Consider the following 13873-nt stretch of genomic DNA (forward strand, 5'->3'; position numbering starts at 1 on the left):
CTACCTTTGGCAGGCTGCGCTGAGCTCCTCCGTGAAGCTTGAAATTCTTCCAAGTACTTCCTGCCTTTGCACTCCACCGTCCTCAATTATTCTCACAAGCGCGCTCCCGACGATAACAGCGTCTGAAAAGGATGCTATCGCGGCGGCCTGGCGCGCAGAAGACACCCCAAATCCCACCCCTACGGGAAGTTCCGAGCGACGCTTGATTCTTCCCACGAGATCCTCGAGATCGTAGTCCATATCAGGGCGTGCTCCCGTGACCCCGGTGACCGAAACCACGTAGATAAACCCCGAGGCGTTCTGCGACACCATCTCTATTCTTTCCTCGGTGCTCGTCGGTGCAAGAAGGAAGATACGGTCAAGCCCCTCCCGCTCGACATGAACGCTGAGTTCCCCGGCTTCTTCGGGCGGAAGATCGACAACCAGAACCCCGTCCGCCCCCGCCTCGCGGGCGTCGCGGGCAAAACGCTCAGTGCCGTAGGAGAAAAAAGGATTGTAGTAGCCGAAAAGTATTATGGGAATATCCGAGCGGAACCTTATTCTTCTAACGAGAGAGAGCACGTCGGAGAGGGATGTTGAGTTCGCAAGAGCCCGCTCAGAAGCCGCCTGAATGACCGGTCCGTCCGCCATGGGGTCTGAGAAGGGAATGCCGATTTCAACCATGTCGACACCGCTTGCCTCCAAGCGGTCAATAATCTGCTCGGTAAAATCGATATCCGGATCCCCGGCGGTAACATAGCAGATAAGAGCCGCTTTGTCCTGCTCCCCAAGCTCGCGGAATTTTTCCTCTATCCTTCCCATGTGCTTTTAGAAGACACCGGCTTTCTGGCACAGGCCGGAAACGCAGAAATCGTAAGCAACCAGAATGAAAATGAAGCTCCAACCTTCCCACCTTTATATACACGCTTATGGGCATTGTCAAGCGCGCGACACAGGAGAAAAACCGGTTTCACATAAAAGAAGAAGCTGTATGTATGTCTTTATCCCCCCTGCCCGAAAGACAGATAACGATAATCTGCTCGTGGGACATCGAGGGAGCGATCTTGCGCACATGGGCGACGGCGTGAGCGGTCTCAAGTGCGGGTATTATTCCCTCAACTTCCGAGAGAAAGGAAAACGCAGAAAGGGCCTCTTCGTCCGTAACGGACACATACTCAACCTTGTCCGAGTCCTGAAAATACGAATGCTCTGGGCCCACGCCCGGGTAATCAAGCCCGGCTGCAACAGAGTGAGCGCCTTTCACCTGGCCGTCAGCGTCCTGAAGCAGGTAGGTTTTGCTTCCGTGAAGAACCCCTACGGAGCCCGCTGTTATGGTCGCCGAATGCAGATCACTCTCAATTCCGTGGCCCGCTGCTTCAACACCGATTTTGCGCACGCCCTGCTTCTCTATAAAGGGAAAGAAAAGACCCATGGCGTTTGAGCCGCCTCCAACGCAGGCAACAAGGGTGTCGGGGAGCCTTCCTTCCGCGGCGAGTATCTGCTCCCTCGCCTCGCGTCCGATTACTGACTGGAAATCCCTTACCATCATCGGGTAGGGATGGGGACCGGCGACGCTTCCTATTATATAGAAAGTGTTTCTGACGTTAGTGACCCAGTCTCTCATGGCCTCGTTCATGGCGTCTTTAAGCGTCTTCGTGCCCGAGCCAACGGGCATTACCTCGGCACCCAGAAGCTTCATGCGGAAAACGTTTAGTTCCTGGCGCTTGGTGTCCTCCTCCCCCATGTATATCACGCACTCCTTGTTCATAAGTGCGGCTACAGTGGCCGTTGCAACTCCGTGCTGTCCCGCCCCGGTTTCGGCTATTATCCTCTGCTTGCCCATTCTCTCGCAGAGAACCGCTTGGCCTATCGTGTTGTTTATCTTGTGTGCTCCCGTGTGGGCGAGATCCTCTCTTTTAAGGTAAATCTTGGCGCCGCCGAGGCTCTCAGTCATCGCGCGGGCGTAGTAAAGCGGGGTGGGCCGCCCCACGTAGTGCTTCAGGTAGTAATCGATCTCCTCGTGAAAGGTCTTGTCCGCCGCGGCCTCCTCGTAGCCCTTCTGAAGCTCTATCAGAGCCGGCATCAGGGTTTCCGAGACGTAGCGGCCACCGAAATCCCCGAAATGACCCCCCACGTCAGGGTAGCTGTATTTCCGGTTAGTTTTGCCCATCACTCACAGCCTCCATGAACCTCTCAAGCTTCGTATGGTCTTTTATCCCCGGGAAACTCTCAACCCCGGAACTTACGTCAATGGCGTAGGGACCTACCGCCCGTATGGCATCGCGCACGTTATCCGGGTTAAGTCCTCCGGAAAGTATAACGAATTTGTCCTCAAGTTTCCGGCGAGCGAGAACGTCCCACGAAAAATTCTCTCCCGTCCCCCCGTAGGCGTCGGGAGAGTAAGTGTCGAAAAGAAAAGTGTCCGTATCGTATAGATCGATCGTATCAAGACTGTCTGCGTTTTTTACCCTTATGACCTTTATGTAGCCCTCGCCGAACGCGGCGCAGAACCCAGGGGTCTCGTCTCCATGGAATTGGTAGACGTCAAAACCCGCGATCTCCTTTGCCTCGCGCAGGGAAGCCGCTTCAGCGTTAACGAAAACCCCCACTTTCGTTACAAACGGGGGAATCTGCCTGATCACCTCTCCTGCCTCGCGGGGCGTAATGAACCTCGGGCTTTTCTCATAGAAAATAAAACCGAGCGCCGAGGCTCCGAGCCGCACGGCGCAGAGAGCGTCTTCCAAGTTAGTTATCCCGCACACTTTTACTCTAGTCATTTGCGGGTAATCCTAACCGATGAGACAGAATTAATTAACCCGAATTTAAGCGCGAAAAAACAAAAGCCCTCCCGCATCGTCTCCAATGCGAAAGGGCTTCAGCCTAACAGATTAATAAGGAAGGAGAAAAAAACTTGTTCCTTCACGCGGATCCTAGAAGTAGGCCTGAACCTGCGCTCTTACCATCGACTCATCAGACTCTACGCCAGCGAGATCCTCTTCCCTCTGGAAAGTATAGTCAAGCTGTATTTTCCACTTGTGATTACCGCTTAGGTAGTAGTTAAGTCCCTGAGTGAATGTCCACACATTGTCAAGATCATTTCCTGCGCCTTCATCAAGAGTGACTCTCGCGTACCTTGAGGCAAGTTCAATTTTCTTCGGAATCAGAAAGAAACCGCCTTGGACTCTGAAACCATAGTCATAGGCTGTCTCGATACCCGTTTCATCTGGATTCACCCATCTTCCGATATACTCGCCGATGAGGTTAAATCTCGGGTCCCTGTAGTTCACGTCGGCGGTAAAAGAGGTTGCTTTTCCACCAGCCGACAAATCTCTTTCGCCTTCGTGAATTCCGATATTGCTGTCTTTGCTACCTTCCTCAACATCTATACCGGCAACAGCGACTCCTACTATCAAGGTTGGTTTCCTAGCAAAATTCTCTTTTATCTTCTTTGCTTTTCCGCCGAGAATGGCCGCTTGAACTCTTCCTGCCCAGAGCACGCCCGTATTATCTTTGTCGTTTTTCACGTTCGCACCCTGACCCTGAAAAAGACCGAAATCATAGCGAATCATCCCGTCTCCCAAAAGACCGTAAACACCTCCACCGATATCCCTGCCGTACTCAAAGTAGTCGGTTATGATAGAGCGTCCGACCAGTTGAAGCGCGGAAGAGGAATTAAGCCGCTCCTTGTTAAATGGAACCTTGTACTGACCCACTACAGGAACAAGAGCCCTGTTCTTGGCAAACGAAAGCTTTATGTCTTTCAGTTCCCCGTTTCTTGAGAGATCGTATTCAACTTTATATTTCATCCACGGAGCAAAGGCGTTACCGTCCCACACTACCCTGAGCCTTCTTACCCTGAAACCGAGACCCTCGTTGTCACCTCCGTCAGAATTTATGTAATTGGCCAAGAACTGGCCGCGAAGCCTCATTCTCATCTTGTAGTTCTTGTCCGCGGTCTGGAAAGTAAGACCCGTGCCTTTTTTAGTTTTGACCTTTATTTTGTTGTACCAAGCTTTGGTGTCCGTGGCCTCGTACATCTTCATGTTCATCTGCTGGCTCTGCTGCTCGAGCATTTCTATCTTCTTCTTCAGTTCCTCGATCTGGGCCTGAATACTGTCCTCGCCGGCGTTTGCCTGCAGGGGCATAAAGGAAAACAGCGTCATGAAAGACACTGCCAAAACTGCTAAAAATCTCATCTCTCATGTCCTCCTTAGGTGTTTATTACTATGCTTTGAACAACTGTGAGCTAATGATATGCGCGAATGGTTAATTCATAATAAACGAATTGTTAGTTCTATGTTAAGAGGCCGCACCGAGCAATTGATGTACACCTGCGCATTCTGTAAATTAAGAGGGAAAGCATATGGAAAAGCTCATAGCGGTAGTAGATGACGAAAAGGACATACTCAACCTTATAACCCACCACCTGAAGCGCGAGGGGTATCAGGTAAAGTCCTTTCAGAGCGGAAAGGATTTTCTGCTCTACATAAATTCCGTCCCGCCGGACCTGGTGCTGCTTGACATAATGCTCCCCGGCCTAGACGGCTTGGAGATCTGCAGGATCCTGAAAAGCAAGACCTCCACTGAATCTATACCAATAATAATGATCACCGCGAAATCCACCGAGGCCGACATAGTCGTGGGCCTCGAACTAGGCGCTGATGACTACATAGTGAAGCCCTTCCGTACCCGTGAGCTTGTCGCCAGGGTGAAAAGCATCTTGAGAAGATACGCGATGAAAGATCCTGGAGACGGAACGCTTCGAGTCGGTCCCCTCAGCATAAACCCCGCAAGCTATGAAGTATCCGTTTATTCACGGAAAATCGACCTCACCACAACTGAGTTCAGAATACTCGAGACCCTAGGGGAAGCGGAAGGAAAGGTGTTCACCCGCGATCAGCTGCTGAAAAGAAAGACGCTGTGGGGAGACGAAAGGGTGGTTTTTGACAGGACCATAGACGTCCACATAAAAAACCTGAGAGAGAAACTGGGTTCCGCCGGTAAGATGATAAAGACTGTGAGAGGAATCGGTTACAAACTAGAAGAGATCCAAACAGCTTGAAGATATTCAGAAAACATTTTCTATACCTGCTTTGCATAGCCGCCGCCGCGGCCCTGCTCGCGGTGCTGCTTCCCCCCGGGCGCGGCCCCCTCGGCTACATCATTTACGTGTTCGCGTTTGTCGTGTTCGGATTCATCCTCTCCTGGATCATCGAAAGGGATATTCTCAAGGACTTTTCAAGGATATCAAAGGCACTTGAGCATTTGCCCGAAAAGCAGAAAAAGGCCCGGAAGACGGGCCGCAAGGTAGGCGGCTTTGACACGGGGGTTTCGATCTCCATAAGCGAACTCTCAGAGAGAATTTCCCTTCAGATGCAGTCAGCTGAGAGAGAGGGAAACCAGCTTAAAAGCATAATCGAATCCATGTGGGAAGGGGTCATAATAATATCGAGGGAAGAGGAACTGCTGCTTCTAAACGACACCGCGAAGGAAATGTTCGCAATAGACGACGCGGCCATCGGACGACCCTACATGGAAACCGTGAGAAACCCCGACCTCCAGGCGCTTATCTCCCGGATGCAGCGGAAGAAAAAATCGGCCACCCAGGAAATATCCGTGCTCTACCCCCAAGAAAGATCATATCTTGTGAGCGTCCGCGTGAGTCCACGCTACAGGGAAATCGTGGTAGTGATATTTGACATCACGGAATTCAAAAACCTTGAGCGTATAAAGGCGGATTTCGTGGCGAACGTCTCCCATGAGCTCAGAACCCCGCTTACGTCCATAAAGGGATACATTGAAACCCTTCTTGATAAAAGCTACGACACAAACGCGGAGAAAAAAAAATTTCTCGAGATAATAGAGGAGAACACCGACAGGCTCATAGCCATAGCCTCAGATCTGCTCGTGCTCTCCGAGCTTGAAAGCGGGGAAACCGATACTCAGGACTCAAGGAAGGGGGACGAAGAAATCGATATAAGGGAAACGATCCTTCGCTCCGTGGGTTCGCTTGACTCCCTTTTCTCGAAAAACAGAGTCAATCTTTCCCTTGAGATAGAAGACGGCATGCCCCCTTACAGGGCAAACAGGTTCCTCGTGGAGCGCATGTTGATTAACCTCGTTGAGAACTCGGCCAAGTACACTCCCGCCGACGGTTCCGTTTCTGTCCGCGCCTCGGCACAAAACGGCTCCCTCCGCATAGAGATTGAGGATAGCGGAATTGGAATTCCCCCGGAGCACCACGAGAGGATATTCGAGAGGTTCTACAGGGTGGATAAGAACCGCTCGAGGGAAATAGGGGGGACGGGGTTAGGCCTCAGCATAGTAAAACACATAGTGATACAGCACGGGGGAACCATAGCCCTCAGAAGTACAGAAGGCGAGGGGAGCACTTTTACGGTCGAGCTTCCGCACCGCGATCAGTGAGCGCGGGAGACGGTTAGTTCATCTCCGAAGTGTGCTGATGCTTAAGCACCTCTCCGGTGGCTATGTAATAGGCGTCCTCAGCTATGTTCGTCGCGAGATCCGCCACTCTCTCAATGTGTCTTGCGACATAGATGTAGCGAAGTGCCCTGTTAAGCGTGGAAGGGTCCGACATCACGAAGGTTATGAGTTCCCTTACTATCTGGGGCTCGTAGTTATCGACCTCGTCGTCTTTCTGGCATACCGCGACTGCCAGCTTCGCGTCCCGCCTTATAAACGCATCGAGGCTCTCTCTCAGCATCTCCATCGCCTTATCGGCCATCTTGGGAATGTCCACAAGCGGCTTTATCGGCGGGTAGTCGGCCATGAAAAGGGCCATTCTCGAGATGCTAGAGGCGTGATCCCCTATCCTCTCGAGATCGTTGTTAACCTTCATTATCATGGTGACGGTCCGAAGATCCTTGGCCTCGGGCTGGTAAAGAGCCAGGATCTTTACGCAAAGATTGTCTATCTCGATCTCCATGGCGTTTACCTGATCGTCGGTGCTGATCACTTCCTGCGCAAGGATCATGTTACCCTCCCTGAGGGCCTTTATGCTCTTGGCGATCATGCTTTCGACGAGCGACGCCATCTCAAGCAGTTTCTTGTTAAGAAGCACGAGTTCCTCTTCGTACTTTATCATCCGTGATCGCTTCATCGAGACGCGCCTCCTAGCCGAACTTGCCCGAAACGTAGTCTTCGGTGTGCTTTTTGGCGGGGTTAAGGAATATCTTCTCCGTGGTGTCAAACTCCACTATGTCACCTATGTACATAAAGGCCGTGTAATCCGAAACCCGGGCGGCCTGCTGCATGTTGTGGGTCACGATCACTATGGTGAACTTGCTTTTAAGCTCCGTAACCAGATCCTCTATCTTGGCCGTGGCTACGGGATCGAGCGCCGAGCACGGCTCATCCATCAAGAGCACGTCCGGTTCAACCGCTATGGCCCTTGCGATGCAGAGTCTTTGCTGCTGGCCTCCCGAGAGGCTCATGGCGCTGTCGCTAAGCCTGTCATTTACCTCGTCCCAGAGGGCTGCGCGCTTGAGGTTCTTCTCTACGATATCATCAAGAACAGATTTTTTCTTGATCCCCGCTATCCTCGCCCCGTAAGCAACGTTTTCGTAGATTGACTTCGGAAACGGGTTTGATTTCTGAAATACCATGCCGACCCTTTTTCTAAGATCGGTGATGTCGACGTCGGGGTCGAATATGCTTTTGCCGTTAATCGATATCTCCCCTTCGACCCTGCAGTCGTCAATGAGATCGTTTAAGCGGTTAAAGCAGCGAAGCATCGTGGATTTGCCACAGCCCGAAGGGCCTATAAACGCCGTTACATGTCTTCTTGGGATATTCATGTTGATGTCCCGAAGGGCCTGCTTTGCACCGTAAAAAAGGCTCAGGTCTTCGACTTCGACCAAGGGATCGGGGACGGGCTTTGCCTTCTCTTGTTTTCTGGCCTTGGGAGCCGGGGCGGCTCCGTTTATCTCTGGGGCTCTGAATTCTTGTCTCTCCATCGGTTCTCCAGACAGCATTAAATCTTCCTCCTCTACTTATACACTATAAAACTACACCGCGGAAGTCGCATATTTTTTCCTCAGCCTGTTTCTTATTATTATCGCCGTTATGTTAAGAACAACCACTATCAGTATGAGCAGAAACGCGGTCATAAACACCATGGGTTTCGCAGCCTCGGCGTTTGGAGACTGAAAGCCGAGATCGTATATGTGGAATCCGAGATGCATGAACTTTCTCTCGAGATGAAGGAAGGGGAAGTGCCCGTCTATGGGAAGATCAGGCGCAAGCTTAACGACCCCCGTTATCATAAGCGGTGCCACCTCCCCAGTGGCCCGGGCGACCGCGAGGATAAGACCCGTGAGTATGGCCGGAAGCGCGCTCGGTATAACTACTTTCCAGGTAGTCTCAAACTTAGTGGCCCCAAGTGCAAGCGAACCTTCCCTTATGTTTCTCGGAACTGCCGCAAGCCCCTCCTCGGTCGCAACTATCACCACCGGAACAGTGAGAAGAGCCAGGGTAAGCGACGCCCACAGTATGCCTCCCGTGCCGAAAGTCGGACTTGGGAGAGCTTCCTTGAAAAACACCGTATCGATTATGCCCCCTATTCCGTAGAGAAAAAATCCCACTCCGAAAACCCCGAACACTATCGAGGGAACCCCGGCAAGGTTATTAACGCATATTCTGACTATCCTCACCATCACTCCCTGCCTAGCGTACTCCCGCAGATAAAGCGCCGCTACGATTCCGAAAGGCATGACCACTATGCTCATGATCAGCACCATGAGCACCGTGCCGAAAATGGCGGGGAAGATTCCACCCTCGGTGTTCGCCTCCCTCGGGTTATCGGTAATAAATCCCCAGAACCTCTTTACGTAAAAACCGGCTTTCTCCGCAAATCCCATGTCGTTTGGGCGATAAGCCATGACGATTTTCCCAAGCGGTATCACCTTCTCGTTTCCATCCGCTGAGAGCATCACCGCCTCGTTTCTGTTAAGTTCCGAATACAGCGCTTCAAGCTTAGCCTCGCTTGCCTTGTAGCGCTGCTCGTACTCTTTTATTCTCAGGCGATACTCAGCCTCCTTCACCGGGTTATCCTCTCCGCGCATGGAAAGTCCCCTGAGCTTGAGGCGTTGCCGCTCGATCCCGTAGTTTATGTCCCCTATCTCACCTTTCTCTATCTTGAGTATCTTGGTATGTATCCTGTTTGCGTCACGTATTAGATCATCAAGAATGGTGAAAGCTTCGGGATTCCCGCCCGGGATAACCCGCCCTTCCCTCCTTATCTCCTTTAGGTAGCCGTGATAATCTCCCCATTCGCGTCGCTCAAGCACCACGGCGTCGCGGGGATAGTCTCGCGACGCTATGTCCACCTCGTCTATCCATCTGAAGTCAAGGCCGTAGAGATCCCTGTTTCCTATCTTAAGCTTGATGCGGGACTCCGAACCGCTCGCGCCGTCTTGTCCCCGCACGGATTCCCTCGCGTGAAGCTGCCCCAGGTAGACAGAGCCGTCCCTGAGCGTGTAGCGCCCGATGTCCGCCGGCCACATCGAACCCAAGCCCTTTGTGGCTATCAGAAACAAAAGCCCCCCTATCATCACAAGCGTGATCATGAGAGCAAGGCCCGATATCCAAATGTAGGCGTCGCCTGCTTTCCAGAACCTAGGCATCGGACTGCGCGTACTTCCTCCTGAGTCTCTGGCTTAGAATTTCCGCCAGGGTGTTAAGCAAAAAGGTGACCACAAACAGCAGAATCGCCGTCAGGAAAAGTACCCTGTAGAGGGTTCCCCCGTGCGGGGCCTCGGGAAGCTCAACAGCGATGTTGGCCGAGAGAGCCCGGAAGCCGTTAAAAAAGCTCCAGTCCATAACCGGGGTGTTACCAGTGGCCATGAGCACGATCATCGTCTCTCCCACGGCTCTTCCGAAACCTATCATGACGGCCGAGAATATGCCGGCGCTTGCCGCAGGCACAACTATCCTCATGGCCGTCTGCCACCTGTTGGCCCCGAGGGCCAGAGAGCCCGCGGACAGAGTTCTAGGAACGCTTGAGAGCGCGTCTTCGGAGATGGTGAATATGATGGGAATCACTGTAAAACCCATCGCGAATCCCACAACCAGCATGTTTCTCTGGTCGTAGCGAAGATCGAAGAGCCTGAAAAACCAGTCCTTAAAGTCTCCGGCGAAAATAAGGCTCTCAAGGGGGCCGTTTAACCACAAAGAAAGAGCGGCCGCTATTCCTATCACGCCCACCAGCGTGAAAAGCTCGGCCCCCACGCGGAACCTCCCGGAGAAGGAAAAGGGAAAGCGGTGCCAGAGAAAAAGCATCACAAGCGTAAGGCCGATCACTATAAACGGCATCACCACGATCGCAACGAAGATGTTCTCAAGCAGCGGCGCAAGCCAGAGGCCCGCGAGAAAGCCGAGCACCACGCTCGGAAGCGCCGCCATCACCTCTATAACAGGCTTAACAACATTTCTTATCGAGGGATGGAGAAACTGCGAAACGCAGATTGCCGCGAGGACCGCAAGCGGTATTGAAAGTATCATCGTGTATATGGCGCCCTTGAGGGTTCCATAGGCAAGCGGCGTCAGGCTGAACTTGGGTTCGAACTCGTCGGTTCCCCCCGTCGACTGCCACACGTAGCGGGGCCTGTCATAGCCCTCATACCATATTTTTCCGAAAAGAGTACGGAAGTTCGTCTCGGGATGCGGGTTGTCAAGATAATAGCTTGAAAGCACCATGTCCGAATCCACGGCCACCACCCCGTTCGCCTTCGGAGAGAAGGTAAGTCCGGCATAAGGAGCTCCTCCGCCCGGAAAATCAAGCTGCTTTGTGGCGGAAGTCGCCTGGTAAAGCGAGATGTTTCCCGAGATGTCGGAAGCAAGAAAGCCCCTTCCCCTCTGTGACGCGGAAAACCTGTCGACCGCAGCGGGAAGCGGGGGGAGGACGTGTATCTTCATAAGCTTGCTTTCCCCGCCACCGCCCGTAGTTTCAAACCACACGCTCACGTTTCCCGCGGCATCACCGACAATGAGCGAACGGTGACCCAGAAGGAACCCTATTTCAGTAACTGCCACCCCGGGATTCGCGGTAGCCGCAAGCGTGGATTTGAGTTCCGGAGAAGACGGATCTGAAAGCGACCAGTGATAAAGCTTCCCGTTCTCCGTTGAGACATAGAGGTTTTCAGTTTCGGAATCGATCTGCACTCCGGTTACCGCGGCTCCTTCAAGTTCCCCGGTAAGATCAGCCGTGAATATCTCCGTTTCACTCTCCCCCAAAAACCCTTCCTCCTCGACCTCAGCGTAGGTGAGAAGACGCCCGGACGCCGTGTAGGCCGCGACCACGGGGGTCCCGGTCTCGGGCGAACTCTGGTAGGCAAAGATTTCTATGGGTTCCCCCGTTATCTGGAGAGCTTCTCCCTCCCTCACTTTTGACACTATGGTCCTTTCCGTCCCTTCGCGGAACTCCACCCTGAAGCTGACATCGAAAGGCACTACGCGACCCTCCCTGTCGGCAATCGCGTAGGACGTGTTGCTTTGAGCCTTATAAAAAGAGGTATAGCCAGCTGTCTTGTGGGAAATCGTGTGGGTCTCAAGGAGCTTGGGTTCTTCTTCAAGGGCAAAAAAACGAACGGACCCAAGGGAGTCTACAGTGAAGAACTGTTCCCTGTGCTCATCCACCCCCACATCGAAAATACGTATTTTGTCGGCAGCCGCCCCGGGGCCCAAGCGGTCCCACATCTCCGAGACGGTTTCAAGTTTTTTCTCGGGGCTTTTCCAGAGAGGAACAGCTTCGATTCCTATAAAAAAAAGTATCGCTATGATGCAGAAAATGATTCCCGCGCCGCCGACAAATACCACGTGCCTTGCCAGCCTGTCGTAGAGCTTTCTTCTCCGTATCTGCTTTTGCTTGGAACTCTCTTCGATTCCAAGCTCGTCAGTTTTATTGCTTGACAATGAAGTTACCTTTCATCCGAAATATCAGGCATGAAAAAGAGGGATTAGAACCCGACCTCCTTTGCTCCTACAAGTACTCTGAGCTCGGAGACTTTGGCGGCTGTCAGGGGCAGATAGCCGTCTTTTATGACTATTTCCTGTCCCTCCTGGCTAAGAATGTACCTGAGGAACTCGAGGCGAAGCGGATCAAGCGCTTCATTTGGTTTTTTGTTAATGTAGAGGTAGAGGTACCTTCCAAGCGGATACTTCTTGCCGACAATATTTTCGAGACTGGGACCAAAACAGCCCTTCTCCACAGACTTCGCAATCTCGATTGCCTTTACTCCGGATGTTTTGTACCCGATGCCGCTGTAGCCGATACCCTGAAGATCCTCGGTGATTCCCTGCACAACGGCGGAGGATCCGGGCTGTTCCTTGACGGTGTCCTTGTAGTCGCCCTTGCAAAGCGCCTTCTTCTTGAAGTAGCCGTAGGTGCCCGACGCGGAGTTTCGTCCGTAAACGCTTATCGGCTTACCGGCCCAATCGCCGCCTAGTCCTGCCGCTCCCCACGTGAAAATATCGGAGCCACCCCCGCATTTTCTGTTCTTTGAGAAAATGGCATCAACCTGCTTTATCAAGAGACAGCTAAGCGGGTTGTCCTTGTTTACGTAGACCGCGAGCGCGTCAATTGACGTCGGAACCGCGGTCGGCTTATAGCCGGCTTCCTTTTCAAATTCGTCAATCTCTTTTGATTTCATCATTCTTGACATGGGTCCGAACTGTGAAGTCCCCGCTATGAGGGCCGGAGGAGCGGTACTTGAACCCTTGCCCTCTATCTGGCATCTAACGCTGGGGTAGAACTTTGCGAATCCCTCGCACCAGAACGTCATAAGATTGTTCATGGTGTCGGAACCCACGCTGTCTATGTTTCCAGAAACACCCGTCACCTTAGTGTAGGAAGGTATGGCCGGGTCAACAGTGACTGTCTGGGCAGAGGCGACCGGACCGAGGGCGAGCGCGCAGATGACCGCCACAAACACAAAACATGATTTAACACTCAAATTTTTCACTACGGGAATCCTCCTTAAGATAGTGAAAAACAGATCAAACAAGCTGGATTAATTAAAACCCGGAAAGGTTAAGTGCGTGTTAAGAAGCAATTAAAGGAGGGTAAACAAAAATAACGAGGGAGAACGACGCAACCGGAAGAAAAAAGAGCCGCTTGACAGCGCTAGCGTCCGGTTTCTTTGGCAATTATAATGCGATTGTTGGGAGCCTTCCGGCTTGCCTCGTAATATTCCATGGCTTCGGGCATCCACTTGCGAAGATTCTTTATCCTGGTCCTGTAACCTGGGTGGGTAGAAAGAAACTCAGGCGGAGCGCCCCGTCCCGCAGCTCCCATCCTCTCCCAGAAAGGAATCGCCTCGCGCGGGTCATAGCCCGCCTTCGCCATATATATAAGGCCTATCCTGTCGGCCTCGGATTCCTGCTTTCTTGAAAACGGCAGGGCGACCACGAGAGTGGTTCCGATCCCGTAGGCCGCAAGAACCCTGCTTTGTGTTTTCTTGTCCTTTTTGTTCATGGCCGACGCCAGGGCCGCAGAACCCATCTCAAGCAGTATCCCGAGAGTGAGTCTCTCCCCGCCGTGGCGCGCTGTTGCGTGGGCGACCTCATGGGCCATCACAGTCGCCAATCCCGCATCGGTTTTGGCAACGTGCATCATTCCCGTGTAAACCCCGATTTTCCCGCCGGGAAGCGCGAAGGCGTTTACCATCTTGTCATTATCGAAAACTGTGTATTGCCACCTGAGATTGGGTGTGTGTGATACCGCCGCTATGCGTTGGCCGACCCTTGTTACGGTCTGGGCGTAGTGCTTGTTTTTCGAGACCTTTTCGGTCTCAAGCATGCCGAGATACGCACTTGCGCCGAGCTGCATTTCAAACGCCCGGGGGAGGAGGATTAGCTGGGTTCTGTTAGTGATCGG

Annotated in this window: 12 protein-coding genes; 2 read left to right on the plus strand and 10 right to left on the minus strand. The window is 52.6% G+C overall.

The window, feature by feature from the left end; genetic code table 11:
• The 4 genes from F4X55_06125 to F4X55_06140 all read right to left on the minus strand — a co-directional run bounded on the left by F4X55_06125 (window position 1) and on the right by F4X55_06140 (window position 4175).
• Complete coding sequence (locus tag F4X55_06125) at window positions 1-801, minus strand: tryptophan synthase subunit alpha (protein MYC40563.1); 801 nt, start codon at window positions 799-801, stop codon at window positions 1-3.
• 148 nt (window positions 802-949) lie between these two features.
• On the minus strand, window positions 950-2149 hold the full coding sequence (gene trpB / locus F4X55_06130) for a tryptophan synthase subunit beta (protein ID MYC40564.1): 1200 nt from the start codon (window positions 2147-2149) through the stop codon (window positions 950-952).
• Window positions 2136-2756, minus strand: coding sequence for a phosphoribosylanthranilate isomerase (locus F4X55_06135; GenBank protein MYC40565.1), 621 nt, complete (start codon window positions 2754-2756; stop codon window positions 2136-2138). The genes trpB and F4X55_06135 overlap by 14 nt, the downstream gene beginning before the upstream one ends.
• A gap of 153 nt (window positions 2757-2909) precedes the next feature.
• Window positions 2910-4175 (minus strand): hypothetical protein, encoded by a 1266-nt coding sequence (locus tag F4X55_06140; protein MYC40566.1) that lies wholly within the window; start codon window positions 4173-4175, stop codon window positions 2910-2912.
• Window positions 4176-4342: 167 nt separating this feature from the next.
• Between F4X55_06140 and F4X55_06145 the strand changes: the two genes are divergently transcribed.
• A complete protein-coding gene (locus tag F4X55_06145) occupies window positions 4343-5041 on the plus strand; it encodes a response regulator transcription factor (protein ID MYC40567.1) in 699 nt (232 codons plus the stop codon).
• Window positions 5038-6405: a PAS domain-containing protein gene (locus F4X55_06150; protein ID MYC40568.1), complete on the plus strand. Its 1368-nt coding sequence runs from the start codon at window positions 5038-5040 to the stop codon at window positions 6403-6405. Before F4X55_06145 ends, F4X55_06150 begins: the two co-directional genes overlap by 4 nt.
• A gap of 13 nt (window positions 6406-6418) precedes the next feature.
• On the opposite strand, the gene phoU is transcribed toward F4X55_06150, so the two are convergent.
• The 6 genes from phoU to F4X55_06180 form a co-directional block, all read right to left on the minus strand.
• The gene (gene phoU / locus F4X55_06155; protein MYC40569.1) at window positions 6419-7099 is read right to left on the minus strand and encodes a phosphate signaling complex protein PhoU; all 681 of its coding nucleotides are present in this window, start codon (window positions 7097-7099) and stop codon (window positions 6419-6421) included.
• A 13-nt stretch (window positions 7100-7112) separates the two neighbouring features.
• Window positions 7113-7955 carry a phosphate ABC transporter ATP-binding protein gene (locus tag F4X55_06160; GenBank protein ID MYC40570.1) on the minus strand — a complete coding sequence of 281 codons (843 nt, stop codon included), beginning with the start codon at window positions 7953-7955 and terminating at the stop codon, window positions 7113-7115.
• A gap of 51 nt (window positions 7956-8006) precedes the next feature.
• Complete coding sequence (gene pstA / locus F4X55_06165; protein MYC40571.1) at window positions 8007-9623, minus strand: phosphate ABC transporter permease PstA; 1617 nt, start codon at window positions 9621-9623, stop codon at window positions 8007-8009.
• Window positions 9616-11910, minus strand: coding sequence for an ABC transporter permease subunit (locus tag F4X55_06170; protein ID MYC40572.1), 2295 nt, complete (start codon window positions 11908-11910; stop codon window positions 9616-9618). The genes pstA and F4X55_06170 overlap by 8 nt, the downstream gene beginning before the upstream one ends.
• 44 nt (window positions 11911-11954) lie before the next feature.
• Window positions 11955-12929, minus strand: a complete 975-nt coding sequence (locus tag F4X55_06175; protein ID MYC40573.1) for a PstS family phosphate ABC transporter substrate-binding protein — start codon at window positions 12927-12929, stop codon at window positions 11955-11957.
• 191 nt (window positions 12930-13120) lie between these two features.
• On the minus strand, window positions 13121-13825 hold the full coding sequence (locus F4X55_06180; GenBank protein ID MYC40574.1) for a M48 family metallopeptidase: 705 nt from the start codon (window positions 13823-13825) through the stop codon (window positions 13121-13123).
• Window positions 13826-13873: the final 48 nt, after the last annotated feature.

The sequence above is a fragment of the Candidatus Dadabacteria bacterium genome, from assembly GCA_009840385.1.
GTDB classification, from domain to species: Bacteria; Desulfobacterota_D; UBA1144; order Nemesobacterales; family Nemesobacteraceae; genus Nemesobacter; species Nemesobacter australis.